This window comes from Micromonospora sp. LOL_024 (genome assembly GCF_048060415.1).
Taxonomy (GTDB): domain Bacteria; phylum Actinomycetota; class Actinomycetes; order Mycobacteriales; family Micromonosporaceae; genus Micromonospora.
Genome location: NZ_JBHMIS010000001.1, coordinates 765,649 through 785,809, shown reverse-complemented (window position 1 = coordinate 785,809; position 20,161 = coordinate 765,649). Strand labels below are relative to the sequence as shown.

20 protein-coding genes are annotated in these 20,161 nt (G+C 70.4%); 2 read left to right on the top strand and 18 right to left on the bottom strand.

Annotated elements, in window-relative coordinates:
* Positions 1-489 precede the first annotated feature (489 nt).
* The 13 genes from ACFHWY_RS03830 to glyA form a co-directional block, all read right to left on the bottom strand.
* A complete protein-coding gene (locus ACFHWY_RS03830) occupies positions 490-945 on the bottom strand; it encodes a DUF2550 domain-containing protein (protein ID WP_416578631.1) in 456 nt (151 codons plus the stop codon).
* A 13-nt stretch (positions 946-958) separates the two neighbouring features.
* On the bottom strand, positions 959-1,243 hold the full coding sequence (locus ACFHWY_RS03825; RefSeq protein WP_416578630.1) for a F0F1 ATP synthase subunit epsilon: 285 nt from the start codon (positions 1,241-1,243) through the stop codon (positions 959-961).
* Between the two features lie 88 nt (positions 1,244-1,331).
* Positions 1,332-2,492: an LCP family protein gene (locus ACFHWY_RS03820; RefSeq protein ID WP_416578629.1), complete on the bottom strand. Its 1,161-nt coding sequence runs from the start codon at positions 2,490-2,492 to the stop codon at positions 1,332-1,334.
* 203 nt (positions 2,493-2,695) lie between these two features.
* Entirely contained in the window at positions 2,696-4,150 is a 1,455-nt protein-coding gene (atpD, locus tag ACFHWY_RS03815; protein ID WP_416578628.1) for a F0F1 ATP synthase subunit beta, read from the bottom strand.
* Positions 4,150-5,088 carry a F0F1 ATP synthase subunit gamma gene (locus tag ACFHWY_RS03810; RefSeq protein WP_416578627.1) on the bottom strand — a complete coding sequence of 313 codons (939 nt, stop codon included), beginning with the start codon at positions 5,086-5,088 and terminating at the stop codon, positions 4,150-4,152. Before ACFHWY_RS03810 ends, atpD begins: the two co-directional genes overlap by 1 nt.
* A 9-nt stretch (positions 5,089-5,097) precedes the next feature.
* Positions 5,098-6,744 carry a F0F1 ATP synthase subunit alpha gene (atpA, locus tag ACFHWY_RS03805; RefSeq protein ID WP_416578626.1) on the bottom strand — a complete coding sequence of 549 codons (1,647 nt, stop codon included), beginning with the start codon at positions 6,742-6,744 and terminating at the stop codon, positions 5,098-5,100.
* 92 nt (positions 6,745-6,836) lie between these two features.
* Positions 6,837-7,661, bottom strand: coding sequence for a F0F1 ATP synthase subunit delta (locus tag ACFHWY_RS03800; protein WP_416578686.1), 825 nt, complete (start codon positions 7,659-7,661; stop codon positions 6,837-6,839).
* Positions 7,658-8,188 carry a F0F1 ATP synthase subunit B gene (locus tag ACFHWY_RS03795; RefSeq protein ID WP_416578625.1) on the bottom strand — a complete coding sequence of 177 codons (531 nt, stop codon included), beginning with the start codon at positions 8,186-8,188 and terminating at the stop codon, positions 7,658-7,660. Before ACFHWY_RS03795 ends, ACFHWY_RS03800 begins: the two co-directional genes overlap by 4 nt.
* Before the next feature lie 31 nt (positions 8,189-8,219).
* On the bottom strand, positions 8,220-8,441 hold the full coding sequence (gene atpE / locus ACFHWY_RS03790; protein ID WP_221082929.1) for an ATP synthase F0 subunit C: 222 nt from the start codon (positions 8,439-8,441) through the stop codon (positions 8,220-8,222).
* Between the two features lie 95 nt (positions 8,442-8,536).
* Complete coding sequence (gene atpB, locus ACFHWY_RS03785; protein WP_416578624.1) at positions 8,537-9,316, bottom strand: F0F1 ATP synthase subunit A; 780 nt, start codon at positions 9,314-9,316, stop codon at positions 8,537-8,539.
* A gap of 42 nt (positions 9,317-9,358) precedes the next feature.
* Positions 9,359-9,580 carry a hypothetical protein gene (locus ACFHWY_RS03780; RefSeq protein ID WP_416578623.1) on the bottom strand — a complete coding sequence of 74 codons (222 nt, stop codon included), beginning with the start codon at positions 9,578-9,580 and terminating at the stop codon, positions 9,359-9,361.
* Between the two features lie 163 nt (positions 9,581-9,743).
* Positions 9,744-10,208 carry a hypothetical protein gene (locus ACFHWY_RS03775; protein ID WP_416578622.1) on the bottom strand — a complete coding sequence of 155 codons (465 nt, stop codon included), beginning with the start codon at positions 10,206-10,208 and terminating at the stop codon, positions 9,744-9,746.
* A complete protein-coding gene (gene glyA / locus ACFHWY_RS03770) occupies positions 10,205-11,491 on the bottom strand; it encodes a serine hydroxymethyltransferase (protein WP_416578621.1) in 1,287 nt (428 codons plus the stop codon). The genes ACFHWY_RS03775 and glyA overlap by 4 nt, the downstream gene beginning before the upstream one ends.
* A 35-nt stretch (positions 11,492-11,526) precedes the next feature.
* On the opposite strand from glyA, the gene ACFHWY_RS03765 reads away from it, so the two are divergent.
* Positions 11,527-13,005 (top strand): SDR family oxidoreductase, encoded by a 1,479-nt coding sequence (locus ACFHWY_RS03765; protein WP_416578620.1) that lies wholly within the window; start codon positions 11,527-11,529, stop codon positions 13,003-13,005.
* On the opposite strand, the gene ACFHWY_RS03760 is transcribed toward ACFHWY_RS03765, so the two are convergent.
* The 4 genes from ACFHWY_RS03760 to prmC form a co-directional block, all read right to left on the bottom strand.
* On the bottom strand, positions 12,987-15,098 hold the full coding sequence (locus ACFHWY_RS03760; protein ID WP_416578619.1) for a transglycosylase domain-containing protein: 2,112 nt from the start codon (positions 15,096-15,098) through the stop codon (positions 12,987-12,989). The genes ACFHWY_RS03765 and ACFHWY_RS03760 overlap by 19 nt on opposite strands.
* Positions 15,099-15,194: 96 nt before the next feature.
* Positions 15,195-15,806, bottom strand: a complete 612-nt coding sequence (locus ACFHWY_RS03755; RefSeq protein WP_416578618.1) for a phosphotyrosine protein phosphatase — start codon at positions 15,804-15,806, stop codon at positions 15,195-15,197.
* A complete protein-coding gene (locus ACFHWY_RS03750; RefSeq protein WP_416578617.1) occupies positions 15,807-16,472 on the bottom strand; it encodes an L-threonylcarbamoyladenylate synthase in 666 nt (221 codons plus the stop codon).
* Positions 16,451-17,413, bottom strand: coding sequence for a peptide chain release factor N(5)-glutamine methyltransferase (gene prmC, locus ACFHWY_RS03745; protein WP_416578616.1), 963 nt, complete (start codon positions 17,411-17,413; stop codon positions 16,451-16,453). The genes ACFHWY_RS03750 and prmC overlap by 22 nt, the downstream gene beginning before the upstream one ends.
* A gap of 74 nt (positions 17,414-17,487) precedes the next feature.
* Between prmC and ACFHWY_RS03740 the strand changes: the two genes are divergently transcribed.
* Positions 17,488-19,038: a diguanylate cyclase domain-containing protein gene (locus tag ACFHWY_RS03740; RefSeq protein WP_416578615.1), complete on the top strand. Its 1,551-nt coding sequence runs from the start codon at positions 17,488-17,490 to the stop codon at positions 19,036-19,038.
* A 6-nt stretch (positions 19,039-19,044) separates the two neighbouring features.
* Here ACFHWY_RS03740 and prfA read toward each other — a convergent pair whose 3' ends face one another.
* Positions 19,045-20,133 carry a peptide chain release factor 1 gene (gene prfA / locus ACFHWY_RS03735; protein ID WP_416578614.1) on the bottom strand — a complete coding sequence of 363 codons (1,089 nt, stop codon included), beginning with the start codon at positions 20,131-20,133 and terminating at the stop codon, positions 19,045-19,047.
* Positions 20,134-20,161: the final 28 nt, after the last annotated feature.

The following is a 20,161-nucleotide window of genomic DNA, read 5'->3' as shown; positions in this document are numbered from 1 at the left end:
CGCTCTTACGCAGCATCAAGTTCATGATCGAAGCTCCATTCGGGGGTTGGCGCACACACCGCACACAGGGGGACGCGGGCACACGCAAGCACCGACAGGCGCCCAAAGACTCAGGAGGAAAGAACTACTCCGGCACGCGCGGCTGCCAGGGACAGCCGCTGCTCGACGCCAGGACCATGTGTAACGACCGGCGACCCGCCACCATTCCCGGGGGTCCAGCACCCACCTCGGCGGGCGGTAGTCCTCAGCCGTTCAGGGATGTACAACGACGCGCGCCCGCCGGCCATTCCACCCCGACGCCCCCGGCCAACCTGACTGGATCGGACCTCGGAGCCGACACCACCCACGGGTGGAGATCCGTCGGTGATTAGTGCCGACCGACGGGCTGATCGACACCGGATGGGCGATATGGCGGGTCGGGCGTCGCGGGATACCGCCATACCGGCGAAACGGGGTCGATCGCGTCGGACCACATCCGCCCCGGCAGGGTCAGGCGGCGGGCCAGTCCTGCGAGGCCATACGCGGCGAGACCGCCCCCGGAGGAGCGGCCTCGAGCCAGGAAAGGAACCCGGTGACGGTGGATCGTGCCATCGCGATCTCGACCGGGGCGTGTCGACTTGTACAGCGGAGGATGATCCAGTCGGCCGGCATGGACATTCGTTCCTGCCCCTCCGGCAGTCGCCGTCGTTCCACGGTCAGGCCGTCGCGGGAGAGCACCCGTTTGGGGCGTACCGCGAAACTGACCATGCGGTACCAACGAAGCTCGTCACCGGCGAAGCGGCCGAAACCGGGTGACCAACCGCGGCCGTCGAGCATGGTGGTCGTCCGGACACTCAACCGGATGATGCCACCGCTACGGGTGACCAGAGCACGCCGGATGAAGAGGAACAGGATCGCGCCGAGGATCACGGCGAAGCCGATTCCGACCCCTTCGACGATCTCCATCGGCGGGTTCGACTCAGCTGCCCGACGCGGCGGAGACCGGGGTGGCGCTCTCGGCCAGTACGGTGACGCCACTTTCGCTCACCGAGAGGAATCCACCCGCCACCTCGTACGCGAGCTGCTCACCCCCGGGGAGCTTGATGCGTACCCGGCCCGGCTCGGCGAGCTGACCGAGCAGCGGCGCGTGCCCCGGCAGCACACCCAGCTCACCCTCGGTCGTGCGGGCCATCACCAACTCGGCCTTGCCGGACCAGACCTTCTCCTCGACGGCCACGAGCTGGACGTTAAGCTGCTCTGCCACGCTGTCTCCTTGCTGAGGCGGCGGATTGGGAAAGTCTAGTCCGACCCCGGACGTGTTCTACATGCGGGTACCGGGACTTGCGCCACAGTCAACTGCTGCTCAACAGCTTGGGGTGTTCGAGCAGGAACGGATCCAGCAGTTCCCGCTCCAAGGCGACGAAGAAGTCGTCGACCTCGGGCTCGAAGCGCTCGCCGAGGTATTTGCCGTTCTCGGAGAGGCCGCCGCCCGGCAACTTGATCATCTGGATGTTGCCCGGGCGGATGTCCTTGAGCGCGAGGGCGAAGTCGACCACGCTGTGCCCTCGGCCACTGAAAATCAACGACTCGCCGGCTGCCCGGAGCACCTTGTCCAGCTTGACCGGGTTGGTCACCACGTCGGCACTGAGCGCCTGGCCGGCCATCGCCTTGACGAACTGCTGCTGGTGCCGCTGCCGACCGTAGTCGCCGTCCGGGACACCGTTCTCCGGGTACCGCTGGCGGACGTAGTCCAGCGCCTGCCAGCCACTCAGGTGCTGCTTGCCCTTCGGGTAGACCGCCTGCGGCCCGATGTAACCCGCGCCGTTCGGGTTGCCCTCGCGGTGCTTGCCGTCCGGTTCGCGGTGCTCGGAGCGGACCTCCCGCTCGATGTTCATGGTTACGCCGCCCATGGCGTCGACGATCTTCCGGAAGCCGGAGAAGTTGATGATCGCGCCGGCGTCGAAGCGCTCGATCCCGGTGACGTTCTGCACGGTGACGGCGAGCAGCTCGAAGCCGCGTGCCGCGTCTGGCTTGCCGCGGGGCACCCGGCTGCCGTAGGACATCGCGGCGTTGAGCTTGGTGGTGTCGCCGCCGAAGCCCGCCTTGGGGAACGCCGGGATGTCGACGTACAGGTCGCGCGGCAGGGAGAACAGATAGGCCCGGTCCATCTCCTCCGGCACGTGCAGGACCATGATCGCGTCGGACAGCGGAGGCGTGTCCTCGTCGCGGGGATCGATGCCGACCAACAGGATGTTGAGCGGCCCCTTGATGTCGCTCCTGGGCGTGCTGCCGGCCGTCTGGTCGCCGAAGAGGTCCGCCTTGCCGATCGCACCCTCGTAGCGGGCCATCAGCGCCTCCGCGCCCACCAGGCTCGTACCGCTGAGCACCATCAGGATGACGCCGAAGACGGTGCAGAGCTGCGCCCAACGCGGCACGCCACGCCACACGGACGGGCGTCGACCACGTTTACCGCGTCCACCGCCACTGCCGGCCTTGCCCACAGAGATCTCCATTCGTCGCGTCCCCTGGTAAGTACGGGCGCGCGTAGCCAAAAGGTTTAACCGTTCGACGCTCGTCGGCGCAACGAGCGTGGCTAGACGGTATCTCGCAGGCGGCGGGACCGCCGAGCACGGACGGACAGCGGCGATGCTACGACGTGAAGATGAACAAAGGCCGCCCCGCAGTTGCCGGGACGGCCTTCTGTTCGGGGCGAAGGTCAGCTCTTCATCAGCTCTGCGGCCTTCTTCTCCAGGTCCTCGAGCCCACCGCACATGAAGAACGCCTGCTCGGGGAAGTGGTCGTACTCGCCCTCACTGATCTTCCGGAACGCCTCGATGGTCTCCTTGATCGGGACCGTCGAGCCCGGTACGCCGGTGAACTGCTCCGCCGCGTAGGTGTTCTGCGACAGGAAGCGCTCGATCCGCCGGGCCCGCTGGACCGTGATCTTGTCTTCCTCGGAGAGCTCCTCGATACCGAGGATCGCGATGATGTCCTGCAGGTCCTTGTAGCGCTGCAGGATCCGCTTCACCTCGCTGGCCACCTGAAAGTGCTCCTGGCCGACGAACTCGGGGGCCAGGATCCGCGACGAGGACGCCAGCGGGTCGACCGCCGGGTAGATGCCCTTGTCGGAGATCGACCGCTCCAGGTTGGTGGTCGCGTCCAGGTGGGCGAACGTGGTTGCCGGGGCGGGGTCGGTGTAGTCGTCCGCCGGAACGTAGATCGCCTGCATGGAGGTGATGGCCTGACCCCGGACGGAAGTGATCCGCTCCTGCAGCTCACCCATCTCGTCGGCCAGCGTCGGCTGGTAGCCCACCGCGCTGGGCATCCGGCCCAGCAGGGTGGAGACCTCGGAACCGGCCTGGGTGAAGCGGAAGATGTTGTCGATGAAGAGCAGCACCTCCTGCTTCTTCACGTCGCGGAAGTACTCCGCCATGGTCAACGCGGAGAGCGCGACCCGCAGCCGGGTGCCCGGCGGCTCGTCCATCTGCCCGAAGACCAGCGCGGTCTTGTCGATGACGCCGGACTCGGTCATCTCGTGGATGAGGTCGTTGCCCTCACGGGTGCGCTCACCCACGCCGGCGAAGACCGAGGTGCCACCGAAGTTCCGGGCCACCCGGGTGATCATCTCCTGGATGAGCACCGTCTTGCCCACGCCGGCACCGCCGAACAGGCCGATCTTACCGCCCTTGACGTACGGGGCGAGCAGGTCGATGACCTTGATGCCGGTCTCCAGCATCTCGGTCTTCGGCTCCAGGTCCGCGAAGGCCGGGGCCTTGCGGTGGATGCCCCACTGGTCGTCAGCGGAGATGGTCTCGCCCTCGGTGAGGTTGAGGCACTCGCCGATCGCGTTGAACACGTGGCCCTTGACCGCGTCGCCCACCGGTACCCGGATCGGGAAGGCGGTGTCCCGCACCTCGGCACCGCGGACCAGGCCGTCGGTGGGCTGCATCGAGATGGCGCGTACCACGTTGTCACCCAGGTGCTGGGCGACCTCCAGGGTGAGCGTCTTCTCGCCGCCGGAGAGGGTCACGCTCACCTGGAGGGCGTTGTACAGGTCCGGCATGGCGTCGCGCGGGAACTCGGCGTCGACGACCGGGCCGATGACCCGGACCACGCGACCCGTGGCCGTCTTGGTCTCAGCTGGTCCACCAGCAACTGCGGATACAGTCATCACACTTCACTTCCCGACGCGGCCAGCGCGTTCGCGCCGCCGACGATCTCACTGATCTCCTGGGTGATCCCGGCCTGGCGAGCCGAGTTCATCTCACGCGTGTACTTGTCGATCATCTCTTCGGCGTTGTCGGTGGCGCTCTTCATCGCCCGCCGCCGGGCCGCCGACTCGCTGGCCGCCGACTCCAGCAACGCCGCGTAGATCCGCGTGTTGATGTACTTCGGCAGCAGCGCGTCGAGCAGCGCCTCGGGGTTCGGCTCGAAGTCGTAGTCCGGCAACGCGCCGGGCGCCGCCTCCGACCGGGGCCGCTCCTCGACCTGCAACGGTCCGATGATCCGGGTGACCGGGTTCTGCGTCATCAGGGACTTGAACTCGGTGAAGACGATGTGCAACTCGTCGACCCCACGCACCCCGTCCGGGCCCGGCTCGCCGTCGACGTCGTCCGCGCCGGCCGAGAACGCCTTGATCAGCGTTTCGCCCACCTCGCGGGCGTCGTTGAACGACGGCTGCTCGGAGAAGCCCGTCCAGCTGGCCTCGATCGGCCGGTTACGGAAACGGTAGAACGACACGCCCTTGCGTCCGACGACGTAGAGCACCGGCTCTTTGCCGTCGGCCTCAAGACGGGCGACCAGCGACTCCGCCGTACGGATGGCATTGGAGCTGTAACCGCCGGCCAGACCCCGGTCGGCGGTTACCAGCAGCACGCCCGCCCGGCGCACCCGCTCACGCGGGGTGAGCATCGGGTGGTCGATCCGCGCGTTGGACGCCAGCGCCGTGAGCACGCCGGTGATCGCCCGGGCGTACGGCAGGGACGCCCCCACCCGGGCCTGGGCCTTGGCGATGCGGCTCGTCGCCACGAGCTCCATCGCCTTGGTGATCTTCTTCATCCCCTTCGCCGAGCGAATCCGTTGACGAAGAACACGTACCTGCGCCGCCATGGCCCGACCCTACTGCTTCTGGGCCGGGGCCCCGCCGCTGTAGCGGGTGACCGTCTCGTGCTCGGCCTCGCCCTCCAGCGGCGCCGCCGGCGCCTCGTTGATCGTGCGCCCGTCCTCGCGGCCGAGGAAGCCCTGCTTGAACTCCGTGACGGCCGTGTCGAGGGTGGCGATGACGTCGTCGTCCCACTTGTTGTCGGCGATCGCCTGCAGCGTGGCGCTGTGCTTGCGCCGCAACTGCTCCAGGAACTGCGTCTCGAAGCGCCGCACGTCACCGACGGGGACGTCGTCGAGCTTGCCCTCGGTGCCGGCCCAGACCGAGACGACCTCGTCCTGCACCGGGTACGGCGAGGCGTTCGGCTGCTTGAGCAGCTCCACCAGGCGGGCACCGCGGTCCAGCTGGGCGCGGGAGGTCTTGTCCAGGTCGGAGGCGAAGGCGGCGAACGCCTCCAGCTCGCGGAACTGGGCCAGGTTCAGCCGCAGCGAGCCGGCGACCTTACGCATCGGCTTCACCTGCGCGGCGCCACCGACCCGGGAGACCGAGGTGCCGACGTTGATCGCCGGCCGGACGCCCTGGTTGAACAGGTCGGTCTCCAGGAAGATCTGGCCGTCGGTGATGGAGATGACGTTGGTCGGGATGAACGCCGAGATGTCGTTGGCCTTCGTCTCGATGATCGGCAGGCCGGTCATCGAACCGCCGCCCATCTCGTCGGAGAGCTTCGCGCACCGCTCCAGCAGACGGGAGTGCAGGTAGAAGACATCACCCGGGTACGCCTCACGGCCCGGCGGGCGACGCAGCAGCAGCGACACGGCCCGGTACGCCTCGGCCTGCTTGCTCAGGTCGTCGAAGACGATGAGAACGTGCTTGCCGTTGTACATCCAGTGCTGCCCGATGGACGAGCCGGTGTACGGGGCGAGGTACTTGAAGCCCGCCGGATCCGACGCCGGGGAGGCCACGATGGTGGTGTACTCCATCGCGCCCGCCTCCTCCAACTGGCCCTTGATGGAGGCGATCGTGGAGGCCTTCTGACCGATGGCCACGTAGATGCAGCGAACCTGCTTCTTCGGGTCGCCGGAGGCCCAGTTTTCGCGCTGGTTGAGGATGGCGTCCAGGGCGACCGTGGTCTTGCCGGTCTTGCGGTCACCGATGATCAGCTGCCGCTGGCCCCGACCGATCGGGGTCATCGCGTCGATGGCCTTGATGCCGGTCTGCAACGGCTCGAACACGGACTGCCGGGCCATCACGTTCGGGGCCTGGAGCTCCAGCTCGCGGTAGCCCTCGTCGGAGATGTCGCCGAGGCCGTCGATCGGCGCGCCGAGCGCATCGACCACGCGGCCGAGGAAGCCGTCGCCGACGGGCACCGAGAGCACCCGGCCGGTGCGCTTGACGCGCTGCCCCTCCTCAAGCCCGGAGTAGTCGCCGAGGACAACGACACCGATCTGCCGGACGTCGAGGTTCAGTGCCACGCCGAGCGTGCCGTCCTCGAACTCCAGCAGCTCGTTGGTCATGGTCGAGGGCAGGCCCTCGACGTGGGCGATGCCGTCGCCGGTGTCGGCGACGGTGCCGACCTCCTCACGGGAGACGTCGGGCGAATAGGAGGAGACGTAGCGCTCCAGTGCGCCACGGATGTCCTCCGTCGAGATGGTCAGCTCGGCCATCCTCTGCTTCCTTAAATGTCAGAGGCCCGGGATACCTAGTACCGACCGGTCCTCGGGTCGACTGTCATTCCGAGCGCTTCACGGGGTGTTGGTCAGCGCTTCGCGAGCGCGTTACGGGTCTCGTTGAGGCGGCGCAGGATCGTCCCGTCGTACAGGTCCGAGCCCACCCGGACACTCGCTCCACCGAGGACCGTCGGGTCAACCGTAAACTTCACGGCGACCTCCCGGCCGTAGATGGTCGAGAGCCGGTCGCCCAGCCGGCGTTCCTCGTCCTCGGTCAGCGGTGCCGCGACGGTGACGTACGCGACCTGCCGGTCGCGACGGTCCGCCGCGAGCTCCACCAGTCGGGTCAGCCCGGCAGAGAACGACCGGCCACCGAAGCCGGCCAGGGCCGCCTCCACCAGTCGCACGGTCACCGGCCGGGCCTTGCCGTTCAGGAGCATCCCGACCAGCTCGGCCCGCTGGGCCACCGGTGCGATCGGGTCGGACAGGGTGTTGGAGAGCTGCCGATCCGCGGCGACCACCTGGCCGAAACGGAACAGCTCGTCCTCCACCTCGCCGAGTTCACCGGCACGGTCCACGCTGCCGAGCAGGGCCTGCACACCGAGGCGCTCGACCGCGTCGAGCAGCTCCGACGGTGCCGACCATCGGCCGGTGACCAGGGTGTCGAGCAGCTCCAGCGGGTCCGCACCGACCTTGCCGGAGAGCACCCCGGTCAACAGGCCGGCCCGGTCCTCGCCCGGACGGGCCGGATCGGAGAGCGCCCGGCGCAGCCGGACCTCACGCCGCAGCAGGTCCGCCACGGTGAGCAGCTCCCCGCCGGTGGTGGCGGCGGCCGACGGCTCGGCCCCCCGGAGGTACTCCTCCAGCCGCGTCACCGCGACGGAGTAGGACTCCCGGCTGGCAGCTCGCATCAGCGGGCCCCCGCGCTCTCGAGATCGGTGAGGAAACGTTCGACGGTGCCCTTGCGGCGGGCCTCGTCGGCGAGCGACTCGCCCACGATCCGGCTGGCCAGGTCGACCGCGAGGCCGCCGACCTCCGCGCGCAGCTCACGCACGATGGTCTGGCGCTCCACGGCCAGCGAGTCCCGGCCGGCGGCGATGATCCGGTCGGACTCCTCCCGGGCCTTGGCGAGGATCTCGGTCCGGATCGACTCGGCGTCGGCGCGGGCGTCGTCCCGGATCTTGGCCGCCTCGGTACGCACCTCGGCGAGCTGGGCCCGGTACTGCTCCAGCAGTTGGTTGGCCTCGGCCTGAGCTGCCTCGGCACGCTTGAGTCCGCCCTCGATCGCGTCGACCCGCGCCTGGTACATCGCCTCCATGCGCGGCATGACGAACTTCATCAGGACGAAGCAGAGCAGGGCGAAGGCGATCGTGCCGACGACGAGCTCCTGCCAGATCGGCACGAGCGGGTGGTGCTCCACGCCTTCGGCGGCGAGATTCATGTCAGACCTCCGGGTCGCGTCGGGCGAGGTGTCAGACTGCGAACGCGAGGACCAGGCCGAACAGGGCGAGCGCCTCGACCAGCGCGAAGCCCAGGACCAGCCAGGTGCGGTTGTAGCCGGCGGACTCCGGCTGGCGGGCGCTGGCCTGGATGTAGGCCGCGAAGACCAGGGCGACACCGATGCCGGGGCCGATGGCGGCGAGGCCGTAGCCGATGGTGTTGACGCTGCCCTCGATGGCGGCAATAGCGCTCATTGCGGGTATTCCTCCTAGTAGACGCGTGAGGCTTCACGCGTACGCGGTCGTACCGAAAGCTTGGTCGGGCCGGGCGGCCCGCCTAAGTCTGTGGATCAGTGCCCGTCGGAGAGCGACGTGCCGATGTAGTTGGCGGTCAGGGTGACGAAGACATATGCCTGCAGCAGCGCGACGAGCACCTCGAAGAAGGCCATCAGAATCGCCATCGCGAACGAGAAGACCGAGGTCACCTGGATGAAGATGTTGTCCGAGGCGAGCATCACGAAACCACCGACGGTGAAGACCAGCAGGATCAGGTGACCGGCGAACATGTTGGCGAAGAGTCGGACCGCCAGCGTGACCGGTCGGTTGATGAAATTCTGCAGGAACTCGATCGGGATCAGCAGAAAGTGCATCGGCCACGGCACGCCCGGGATGATCAGGCTCTGCTTGAGGTAGCGGCCCAGTCCCTGCTTGCGGACACCGATGTAGAGGTACATCACGTAGGTGATCACGGCGAGCACGATCGGGAAGGCGATGTGCGAGTTCGGCGAGATCTGCAACCCCGGGACGATGCCGAAGAGGTTGGTCACCACGATGAAGCAGAACAGCACGGTGAAGTAGGGCGCGAACCGGATGCCGTCCTTGCCCATCTGCTCGCGGGCGATGTTGTCCCGGACCAGGCCGTAGATCGACTCCGCGTACCACTGGCCCTTGCTCGGCACCAGCTTCGGGTTCCGGTAGGTGGCCATGAAGAAGATGATCAACAGCCCGACGGCCAGCCAGACCATAAGCGTGAACTTCGTGACCCACGGACCGGCGAGATCCGGCGGGTAGAAGTCTCCGACGCTGGGGGGCCAGGGAAGGCCCTCAGCGGCGACAAGCTGTCCACTCACCGTGTCATCCTCCGCACTCGACAGACCCACGCGTGCCGGAACTCAGGCACCGAGCCTCTTCATGATCAGGTAGATCGCTCCGGCTGCGCCGAGCATCATGCCCACGGCGATCCCCACGCCGGTCGGCGCACCGAGGAACTCCCCCGCCAACCAGCCGAGGAATCCCCACACCACGATGCCGGCGAGCAGGTAGCCGAGAACGGCTCCGGCCACGCCTTCCGACGAGTGTTCGTCGGCGCTTTCGCGGTGTGGATTGTCGGCCATGACGAGGCGAACACTATCAGTCGGGTGTTTCGCGAGTGTGCGGCACCCCCCACACTGCGAACAGCGTGCGGGCGGGTGCGGGCGCGTCAAGCCGGGCCTAGCCTACTCCTGTTCGGCCGGCCGAACAGGCCGATGAAACGCCGGGATAACGCCAGCCGTACGGTCAGTGACCCGACGACCGGTCCACCGTGGGCAGCGGGGAGCGGAGAGCCCAGGTCAGGTGGGCACCCGTCCACACCACCACGGCCGCGATGATGGCCACGCCCATGTCCGGCAGACCCGGCCAGCCGGTGGCCGCGACGGCCGCCATCACCACGCCCAGAATGACGATCTTCGTGACGTAGGTGACCAGGCCCACCGACATGATCAGTCTCGGGTGGACCGCGTCGGCCCAGGCCACCGAGAGTCCGGAGATCAGGTAGCTGACGATCACCAGGGCGATCCCGGCGGCCACCCCGGCCGCGCCGGTCGGGCCGCGCAGCACCGCGGCGGCCGGCACCGCGACCACGGCCAGCACGGCGCAGGCGAGCAGCGACAGGCGCAGATACGGCAGCCGGGCCCGGATCGCACCGGGCTCGCCGGCACGGGGCACGTCCGTTGCGGGCCCGCCGGCATCCGGCGCGCTCATCGGGGGTACGCCGGGAAGGCGCCGACCAGCTCGGCCACGTCGGCGGCGATCCGGGCCAGCTCACCGGTCCCGCCCGACGCCGCCGGGTCGGTCCGCACGGCTCGGCCGACCAGCTCGGCGATCTGGCGCATCTGCGGCTCCGCCATCGCCTGGGTGGTGACGCCCGGGGTGCCCACCCGGATGCCCGAGGCGACCATCGGCTTGCGCGGGTCGTACGGGATCGCGTTCTTGTTGAGCGTGATGGCCGCCGCGTCGCAGCGTGCCTCCGCCTCGGCTCCACTCACTCCGGTCTCCCGCAGGTCGATCAGGGTCAGGTGGGTGTCGGTGCCGCCTGAGACCGGGCGCATCCCCTCGGCCGCCAGCCCGTCGGCCAGCGCCCGCGCGTTGGCCACCACCTGCGTGGCGTACGTGCGGTACGCCGGCTGGGCCGCCTCGTGCAGCGCAACCGCCTTCGCCGCCACGGCGTGCATGAGCGGACCGCCCTGGGTGAACGGGAAGACCGCCTTGTCGATCCGCTCGGCCAGCGGCTCCCGGCACAGGATCATGCCGCCGCGTGGACCGCGCAGCACCTTGTGCGTGGTCGCGCAGACCACGTCGGCGTACGGCACCGGGGACGGGATCGCCTGCCCGGCGACCAGCCCGATGAAGTGCGCCGCGTCCACCATCAGGTACGCGCCGACGGAGTCGGCGATCTCCCGGAACAGCGCGAAGTCGATCAGCCGCGGGTACGCCGTCGCCCCACAGATGATCACCTTGGGCCGGTGCGCGCGAGCGAGGTCGCGTACCTCGTCGTAGTCGATCAGCTCGGTGTCCTGCCGGACGGTGTAGCCGACGGTGTGGAACCACTTGCCGGAGAAGTTGACCCGGCTGCCGTGGGTCAGGTGCCCGCCGTGCGCCAACTCCATCGCCAGCACCGTGTCGCCGGGCTGTACCAGCGCCGCGTAGGCGGCCAGGTTGGCGCTGGCACCGGAGTGCGGCTGGAGGTTGGCGTGCGCGGCGCCGAAGAGGTCCTTCGCCCGGGCGATGCCGATCTCCTCGGCCCGGTCCACCTGCGCGCAGCCGCCGTAGTAGCGCCGGCCGGGGTACCCCTCGGCGTACTTGTTGGTCAGCGTCGACCCCAGCGCGGCGAGCACCGCCGGCGAGGTGAGGTTTTCGCTGGCGATCAGTTGCAGGCCACCACGCAGCCGGTCGAGCTCGCCGAGCACCACCTCCGCGATCTCCGGGTCGGTCGTGCTGAGTTGCTCGAAATCCGGCCCCCAGAAGGTGCCCTTGACGGTCTTCACAGCGCCAAAGTCTAGGAGACCGCAGACTGGAAGCCATGAGATGCCTGGTGACCGGTGCGACGGGATACATCGGCGGGCGGCTGGCCCCCCGCCTGCTGGCTGAGGGACACACGGTGCGCTGCCTGGCCCGGCGGGCCGGACGGCTACGGGACGTCCCGTGGGCAGCACAGGTCGAGGTGGTCGAGGGTGACCTGGGCCGGCCGGAGACCCTGGCCGGGGTGTTCGACGACGTCGACGTGGCGTACTACCTGGTGCATTCGCTCGGCCAGGCCAGCTTCGAGATTGTCGACCGGCAGGCCGCCACGGCCTTCGTCGAGGCTGCCCGCGCAGCCGGCGTACGACGGATCGTCTACCTGGGCGGGCCACAGCCGGCCGCCGGCTACGCCTCCTCGGCCCACCTGCGCTCCCGCAGCGAGGTGGGCAAGATCATGCTGCACAGCGGCGTGCCCACGGTGGTGCTGCGGGCTGCGGTGATCCTCGGCTCCGGCTCGGCCTCCTTCGAGATGCTGCGCTACCTGACCGAGCGGTTGCCGGTGATGGTCACGCCGCGCTGGGTCAGCAACCGCATCCAGCCGATCGCCGTCCGCGATGTGCTGCGCTACCTGGTGGACTGCGTCGGGCTGCCGCCGCAGGTCAACCGCGCCTTCGACATCGCCGGCCCGGACGTGCTGACCTTCGGTGAGATGATGCAGCGCTACGCACGGGTGGCCGGGCTCCCCCGCCGGCTGCTGCTGCCGGTACGGCCGCTGACGCCGACCCTCTCGTCGTACTGGGTCGGTTTCGTCACCCCGGTGCCCAACAAGCTCGCCCGGCCGTTGGTGGAGAGCCTGGTGCACGAGGCGGTCGCGCAGGAGCACGACATCGCGGCCTACCTCCCGGACCCGCCGGACGGCTTGATCGGCTTCGACCGGGCGGTCGAGCTGGCCCTTACCACGGTCCGCGATGCCCAGGTGGAGACCCGCTGGTCGAGCGCGGCCGGCGGAGACGCGCCCGCCGAGCCGTTGCCCAGCGACCCGGACTGGAGCGGCGGCACCGCCTACACGGACGTGCGGGAACAGGCGGTGGCGGCCTCGCCGGAGGCATTGTGGCGGGTGATCGAGGGGGTTGGCGGCGAGCACGGCTGGTACTCGTTCCCGCTGGCCTGGTCGGTTCGGGGGTGGCTGGACCGGCTCGCCGGCGGGGTGGGGTTGCGCCGCGGCCGGCGGCACCCGCACCGACTGCGGGTGGGCGAGGCGCTGGACTTCTGGCGGGTGGAGGAAATCGTGCCGGGAGAACTGCTGCGGCTACGCGCCGAGATGCGCCTACCCGGCCGTGCCTGGCTGGAGATGCGGGTGCAGCAGGACGACACCGGCGGGGTCACGTACCGGCAGCGGGCGGTGTTCCTGCCCAAAGGGCTGATCGGCCACGCCTACTGGGCCGCGGTGGCGCCGTTCCACGCGCTGGTCTTCGGCGGGATGGCCCGCAACATCGCGTTGGGAGCCAAGCGGGTCCCGGATCAGTTACCGGCGCGTTGACCGGTGAGCCGCCAGGCGGTCGTCTCGCTGGGCGGCACGAAGTCACGTACCGGCTCGTCCCGCAGGGCGAAGGAGAGGATCTCACCCACCCCTTCCACCATGACGGTCTGCACCGCCCGGCCGACCGCGTCGCGCGGTTCGTCGGGGTTGGTCGCCATCGCCGCGACCGCCAACTGCGGGGTGAATGCCACGACGGTCTCCGTGGCGTACCGCTCGGAGCTGCCGGTCTTGCCCGCCACCGGCCGGCCCAGCTGGCCACGCAGCCCGGTGGCCGTGCCGCCGGCACAGCCGTGGTACATGGACTGGTCGCCGACCGGACAGCGGGCAGCGTCCGCCGCCGCCCGGGCCACGTCGACGTCGAGCACCTGGCGACAGTCCGGTGCTCCGGCGGCGACGTCGCGGCCGTCGGCGTCGGTGATCGAGGTGACCGGCGTCGGCGCGCACCAGGTGCCCTCGGCGGCCAGCGTCGCGTACGCCCCGGCCAGGTCGAGCGGGGTGGTCGCGGAAACCCCGAGCGTGAACGGCCCCCACTCGCGGGCCCCGTGCCGGGCCAGCTGCTCGTCGTCCCCGGCCCGGAAGACGATGCCCAGGCGCTCGGCCATCTCCACCGCCCGGTCCGCGCCGACCTGCTCGGTCAGCCAGGCGAAGTAGGTGTTGACCGAGTTGCCGAACGCGGACCACATGTCGTGCTCGCCACTCAGCGAGGAGCTGGCGTTCTCCGGGCACCAGTACCCACCGCAGCTCGCCTCGCCGCTGATCCGGAAGTCGGTGACGATCCGCCGTGGGGCGTCGAACACGGTACGCAGCGGCAGCCCGGCCTCCAGGGCGGCCAGCATGGTGAAGAGCTTGAACGCCGAGCCGGCCTGGTAGCCGACGATGGTGCCGCCACCGGCGACCAGCTGGTTGACGGTGTTGGGATGGTTCTGCTGTCCATTCGGGTTGGCCGCCACGCTGTAGACCCGGTTGACCGACATCGCGACCACCCGCCCGGTGCCGGGCTGTACGACGGCGGTCGGCAGGGCGTGCGGATGCTCCACCGGATAGATCCGGCGCACCTGCTCGGTGGTGGCCCGCTGCACGCCCGGGTCGAGCGAGGAGACGATCGTGAAGCCGCCCCGGCGCAGGGCGCGTTGCCGCTCGTCGACGCTGCCGCCGAACGCCTTCTGGTCGTTCCACCAGCGGGTGAACCAGTCGCAGAAGAAGGCCCAGTCGTTGTGCCCCTCGGGCACGGCGGTGCAGTCGTTCGGGGTTCCGCTGGGGCGCAGGTTCAACGGCTCGGCCCGGGCCCGGGCCGCCACGTCGGGCGTGAGGTGGCCCGACTCGACCATCCGGTCCAACACGTACCCACGGCGCTCGGTCGCGCTGTCCGCGTCCCCGTTGATCGGGTCGTCGCTGTCCGGTGACCGGACCAGCCCGGCCAGCAGTGCCGCCTGGGCCAGGGTGAGCTTGGCCGGTGAGGTGGAGAAGTAGCGCTTGCTGGCTGCCGCGACGCCGTAGGCGCCGGCACCGAAGTACGCGATGTTGAGGTAGCGGACCATGATCTGGTCCTTGGTCAGCTCACGCTCCAACGCCAGCGCGTACCGGATTTCCTGGATCTTGCGAGCGGTGCTCACCTCGGTGGCCGCCACCCGTTGCGCCTCGGTCAGCCGCGGGTCGGTGCTCAGCACGTTACGGACGTACTGCATGGTGAGGGTGGAGGCGCCCTGCCGGGTGGTGCCGTCGCGCCGGTTGACGGTGAACGCCCGTACGATGCCCCGCAGGTCCACCCCGCTGTGCTCGTGGAAGCGGGCGTCCTCGGCGGCGACGATGGCCTGACGCATCACCGGAGCCACCGCGTGGAGCGGCACGTCCACCCGGTCCTCCTGGTAGAAGGAGGTGATCAGGGTGGTGCCGTCGTTGGCGTACAGGTTGGACCGTTGGGCCGTCGGCGCCGTACGCAGCGTGTTGGGCAACTCTGCGTAGGGCGCGGCGAGCGCCGAGAAGCCGATGCCGAACACCAAGGCGGCCGGCAGGGCCGCCGCCGCCAGCGCCAGGCCGGCCAGGACGCCGGCCAGCAGGACGGTGAAGATCTTCGGCAGGAACGCCCGGGTCATCAGCTCTCCCCGCAGGAGCCGGCAGGACTCCCCCAGAATGGGGCTAATTGCCCCTTCTGCCGCGCTTTTCCCTCAAACCCGGATGACATTCACCGATCAGGGGAGCAGGACAGCCGCGAGCGGATGCACCGTCTCCTCGATCTCGTCGGCCACCCGGCTGAAGCACTGGTCGCCGCGCCCCCACGGGTCGTCGAGATCGTCGGTGGCAAGCGGAGTCGTCCCCTGGCGAGACACGTGCGCCGCCTCGACCAGCGCCACCCCACGCGCGTGGAGGGCATCCGCGGTGGCCTCGGCCGCCGGCAGCATCGCCGGATCCAGGACGGCCAGCAGCCGGCCGAACTCGCCCAGCACGAAGGTGCGGGAGGCCGCATCGGGACGCAACGCGACCACGTACTCCTGCTGGTCGGCGGTCGCGGTCAGGACCAGGTCGGCGGCGTCGATGTGGTCGGAGCGCAGCTTGCGGGCGGCGAACCCGTCCACCGTGCCGCCCCGGGTGACGACCTGGCGGGCGGCCGGCGGGTTCATCTCCTCGCCGGCGTGCCAGCCGCCGGTGCCCGCGCTGTGGCTGTGCACCAACGCCTCTGCCCGGGCCGGATCGACGGCACGCCGGGCAAGCCGCCCGCCCACGGCGAGGCTGAGCAGCCGCTCGGCCATCGGCGAACGGCAGATGTTCCCCATGCACACGTGCAGGACGGTGAAAGGCGGCACCTACGCCTCCTGGCTCTCGCGCAGCTGTGGCACCACGTCGCGCAGCCGGGCCACATCGATCGCGCCCTCCCGGACGAGCACCGGTTCGTCACCGGTCAGGTCCACGATCGTGCTCGGCACCGGATCCACCGCCGGCCCGGCCTCCAGGTAGGCGCGCACGGAGTACGCCAACTGGTCCCGTGCCTGGTCGGCGGTGAGCGCGGCCGGCCTACCGGCCTTGTTGGCCGAAGCCACCGCCATCGGCCCGGTCTCGCGCAGCACCTCCAGCGCCACCGGGTGCAACGGCATGCGCACCGCGACCGTGCCGCTGTCGTCGCCGAGTTCCCACCGCAGACTCGCCGAGTGCCTCACCAGGATGGTGAGCGCCCCCGGCCAGAACGCCGCCACCAGGTCCCGGGCCGCTGCCGGCAGCGTGTAGGTCAGCCCGTCGAGGGTGTGCCTGGAGCCGATCAGCACCGGCGGTGGCACGTGCGCCGCACCCTTGGCGTCCAGCAGCGCCCTGACCGCGTACGGGGTGAACGCGTCCGCGCCGATCCCGTAGACCGTGTCGGTGGGCAGGACAACCAGCTCACCGTTGCGGACCGCCTCGATGGCCGCAGCGATGCCGCGGTCCCGGTCGGCAAGCGACCGGCAGTCGTAGAGCATCACGAGGAGCCAGTCTGCCACGTCCGGGCCGGATCGGCTGTCGGGCGGTCCGCCCGGCGGGACGCCGCGACAAAACGGGGCCGGCCAGCGAGGTCGCGGTGGTCGGCGATCGACACGTATCGGCCGTGCGCGGTGAGCAGTCGGGGTACCGCCGTACCGTGGCTGTCGTCGTGCTCGATGCCCAGCCCGCCACCGGGGCGCAGCAGGGCCGCCGCCCGGTCGGCCACCGGACGGATGACGGCGAGGCCGTCGGTGCCGCCGAACACCGCCTCCGCCGGGTCGTGCCCGGCCACCTCCGGCGGCACGGCCACCGTCTGCGGGACGTACGGCGGGTTGCACAGCAGCACGTCGACCCGACCGACCAGCTCGGCCAGCAGATCCGGGTCGGTGACGTCCGCCTCGACCACCTCGATCGGCCGGTCTCCCGCCGCGACCCGGGCCGCCGCGTTGCGCCGCAGCCAGGACAGCGCGGCGGGTGAGCGTTCCACCGCGACCACCCGGGCCCCGGGCACCTCGTGAGCCACCGACAACGCGATCGCCCCGGACCCGCTGCACAGATCCACCACCAGCGGCTGCGCGCTGCCGGCCCGACCGGCCTGCCGGGCCCGCTCGACGCCCCAGCCGGCGAGCAGTTCGGTCTCGGGACGTGGCACGAAGACGCCCGGCCCGACGGCCAGCTCCAGATGCCGGAAGCCGGCGCGGCCGGTGAGGTGTTGCAGGGGCTCCCGCCGGCACCGCCGAGCCACCAGCGTGTGGTAGACGTCGAGCTGACTGTCGGTGAACCCGTCCGCGAGAGCCAATCGTCCCCGGGGCAGTTGGAGCACGTGGGCGGCCAGCAACTCCGCCTCCGCCCGGGCCGAGACCACGCCGGCCGACGCGAGGTCGCGGGCGGCTCGGGCCAGCGCGGGAGAGGGACGGTGACGTCTCGTCCCTTCGGACGGGTGTTGCGGCACGGTGGTCACGCAATAATCATGAATCGTCGCGGTGCACGTGCATAAGCGGGTGCAGTCGGCGACACGCCGACAGGAGGTCGCGGGTGGCTTGGCTCGACCGGGTCGATGACCAGGTTGACGTCCTGACGAAAGCGCGGGCATTGCAGGAGGTCAGCCGCTCTGCCGAGGCGTACGCGATCCTCGACCGGGTGCTGCGTACCACCCGGGATACACACACCCGGGCCGACGCGCTCGTACAGCGGCTCTCCACACTGATCAATCTCGGTCGCACCGCCGAGTACACCCGCGCCATCGAGGAGGCCTCCGGCGCGGTCCGCGACCTCGCCGAGCCCTACCTGCACGGGCACCTCAACGCGCTAGCCGCGTTGGCCGCCCACCACCAGGGCGCGCTGGACCGCTGCGTGACGCACCTGGTGAAGGCGGCCCGGGCGCTCGGGGCCGTGGCAGACCCGGACCGGGACACCGCCTGGGGCTGGCACGACCTCGCGATGGCCTACTCCTACCTCAGCTTCCACGGTTACGCACTCGGCGCGATCGAGCGCGCCCGGCAACTCGGCACCGCCGCCGCGATCCCCGAGGAGACGTTCGCCGCCCCCGGTATCCGGCTGCGCAACGCGGTTGCCCTGGACCATACCGGGGACAGCGACGGTTGCCTGCGCGTTCTGCGTGACGTCGCCGGCGACCTCGACCGGTTCGTCACCGCCGGACGCGCTGCCCGGCTGCGCCCCAGCAGCCTGGCCGCCTACGGGTACGCCGCGGCCCGCCGGGCCGCTCTCGGCGACGGTGTCCCCGACTCCGGGGACAGCGCACCGGACCGGCTGCTCGGGCACGGCGCGGACAGCGCCCGCGCCCGCGACATGCGCCAGCTCGGCCAGGTCTGCCTGGCCATCGCCGACGGACGTCCGATCGAGGCGGTCAGCCGGCTGGAGACCGTACACGTCGCCGTCGAGACGCTCGGCGCGGCCGAGTCCGCCCGGCTGCGCAGCCTGGCCCTGGGGCGAGCGGGCGACCACGCGGGGGCGCACCGGGCCGACCGGTTGGCCTTCCGGCTGGCCGCCCAGCGCCACGACCGGCTCCGCGACGTCTACATCGACGGCATCGCCGCCCGGATCGACCACGAGGAGATGCGGCGCGAGGCGGCGCGCTTCGAGGGCGAGGCGCTGACGGATCCGCTGACCGGGCTGCCGAACCGGCGCCGGCTGGAACGCTACATCGCGGCGGTCGTCGCCCGGGGCGAACGGGTGGTGCTCGGCGTCTGCGACCTGGACGGATTCAAAGCGGTCAACACCCGGCACGGACACCACTCGGGGGACCTGGTCCTCCAGCGCGTCGCCGGAGTGATCAACAGGGTGATGCGCCGGGGAGATTTCGTGGCCCGCTACGGCGGCGACGAGTTCGTGGTGGTGCTGCCCGGCGCGGAGATGACCGAGGCGACCGAGGTGGCCCACCGCATCGACGCCGCCGTGCGCGCCGAGGACTGGGAGTCACTGGTGCCGGGCACCCCGGTCGGGGTGAGCATCGGCCTGTCCCAGGTCAGTGCCGCCGGGCCAGGTCAGCGGGACGCGCTCGGCGCCGCCTTCGAGGCCGCCGACCGGGAGATGCTGCGGGCCAAGGCCCGGCCCCGGTCCGCCTGACCGGCGTCAGCGGCGGGCCAACTCCGCGTCGCCGGCCAGGCGGGCCGACCGGTCTGCCTGGCCGAGGGCGTCGAGCACGCCGTCCAGGTCCCCGGCGAGCGCCAGGTCGAGGTTGTACGCCGTGTACCCGATCCGATGGTCGGTGATCCGGTTCTGCGGGAAGTTGTACGTGCGGATCCGCTCGGACCGGTCCACGGTGCGCACCTGGGCCTTGCGGGCGTCCGAGGCGGCCGCGTCGGCCTGCTCCTGTACCGCGGCGAGCAGCCGGGCGCGCAAAATCCGCATCGCCTGCTCGCGGTTCTGTAGCTGCGACTTCTCGTTCTGGCAGGAGACCACGATTCCGGTGGGCAGGTGGGTGATCCGCACCGCCGAGTCGGTGGTGTTCACCGACTGGCCGCCCGGCCCGGAGGAGCGGAAGACGTCGATGCGCAGCTCGTTGGGGTCGACGGTGACGTCGACCTCCTCGGCCTCCGGCAGCACAAGTACGCCAGCGGCGCTGGTGTGGATCCGCCCCTGCGACTCGGTGACCGGGACCCGCTGCACCCGGTGCACGCCGCCCTCCCATTTCAACCGGGACCAGACGCCGTTGCCCCCCTCGGGCACGCCCCTGGTCTTGATCGCCAACGAGACGTCCTTCACCCCGCCCAGGTCGGAGTCCTGGGCGTCGAGCACCTCGGTGAGCCAGCCGTGCCGCTCCGCGTACCGGGTGTACATCCGCAGCAGGTCCGCGGCGAACAACGCCGACTCCTCCCCGCCCTCGCCGGCCTTGATCTCGACGATGACGTCCTTGGCGTCGTGCGGATCGCGCGGTATCAGCAGCTCGGCGAGCCGTCCCTCCAGCCCCGGCAGTGTCGCCGCGATCGCCTCGGCCTCGGCCGCGAAGGAGCCGTCCTCGGCGGCCAACTCCCGCGCGGCGGCGAGATCCGCACGCGCCCGCCGCAGCTCGCCCGCCGCCTTGTTCAACGACGCCAACTCGGCGTACCGGCGGCCGACTCGCCGGGCCGTGCCCTGGTCGGCGTGGATGGCCGGGTCGGCCAGCCGTTCCTCCAACTCGGCGTACTCGTCGAGGAGTGCGGCCAGGCGTTCGCTGCTCATGCTGGGTTTCGCTCCTAGGACGCGGGCA

Excerpts from the sequence above, each read along its gene's own strand:
- ACFHWY_RS03830 (WP_416578631.1), bottom strand. The coding sequence starts at position 945 with ATGGAGATCGTCGAAGGGGTCGGAATCGGCTTCGCCGTGATCCTCGGC.
- ACFHWY_RS03820 (WP_416578629.1), bottom strand. The coding sequence starts at position 2,492 with ATGGAGATCTCTGTGGGCAAGGCCGGCAGTGGCGGTGGACGCGGTAAA.
- atpD (WP_416578628.1), bottom strand. The coding sequence starts at position 4,150 with ATGACTGTATCCGCAGTTGCTGGTGGACCAGCTGAGACCAAGACGGCC.
- ACFHWY_RS03810 (WP_416578627.1), bottom strand. The coding sequence starts at position 5,088 with ATGGCGGCGCAGGTACGTGTTCTTCGTCAACGGATTCGCTCGGCGAAG.
- atpA (WP_416578626.1), bottom strand. The coding sequence starts at position 6,744 with ATGGCCGAGCTGACCATCTCGACGGAGGACATCCGTGGCGCACTGGAG.
- ACFHWY_RS03795 (WP_416578625.1), bottom strand. The coding sequence starts at position 8,188 with ATGAATCTCGCCGCCGAAGGCGTGGAGCACCACCCGCTCGTGCCGATC.
- atpE (WP_221082929.1), bottom strand. The coding sequence starts at position 8,441 with ATGAGCGCTATTGCCGCCATCGAGGGCAGCGTCAACACCATCGGCTAC.
- ACFHWY_RS03780 (WP_416578623.1), bottom strand. The coding sequence starts at position 9,580 with ATGGCCGACAATCCACACCGCGAAAGCGCCGACGAACACTCGTCGGAA.
- ACFHWY_RS03775 (WP_416578622.1), bottom strand. The coding sequence starts at position 10,208 with ATGAGCGCGCCGGATGCCGGCGGGCCCGCAACGGACGTGCCCCGTGCC.
- ACFHWY_RS03765 (WP_416578620.1), top strand. The coding sequence starts at position 11,527 with ATGAGATGCCTGGTGACCGGTGCGACGGGATACATCGGCGGGCGGCTG.
- ACFHWY_RS03760 (WP_416578619.1), bottom strand. The coding sequence starts at position 15,098 with ATGACCCGGGCGTTCCTGCCGAAGATCTTCACCGTCCTGCTGGCCGGC.
- prfA (WP_416578614.1), bottom strand. The coding sequence starts at position 20,133 with ATGAGCAGCGAACGCCTGGCCGCACTCCTCGACGAGTACGCCGAGTTG.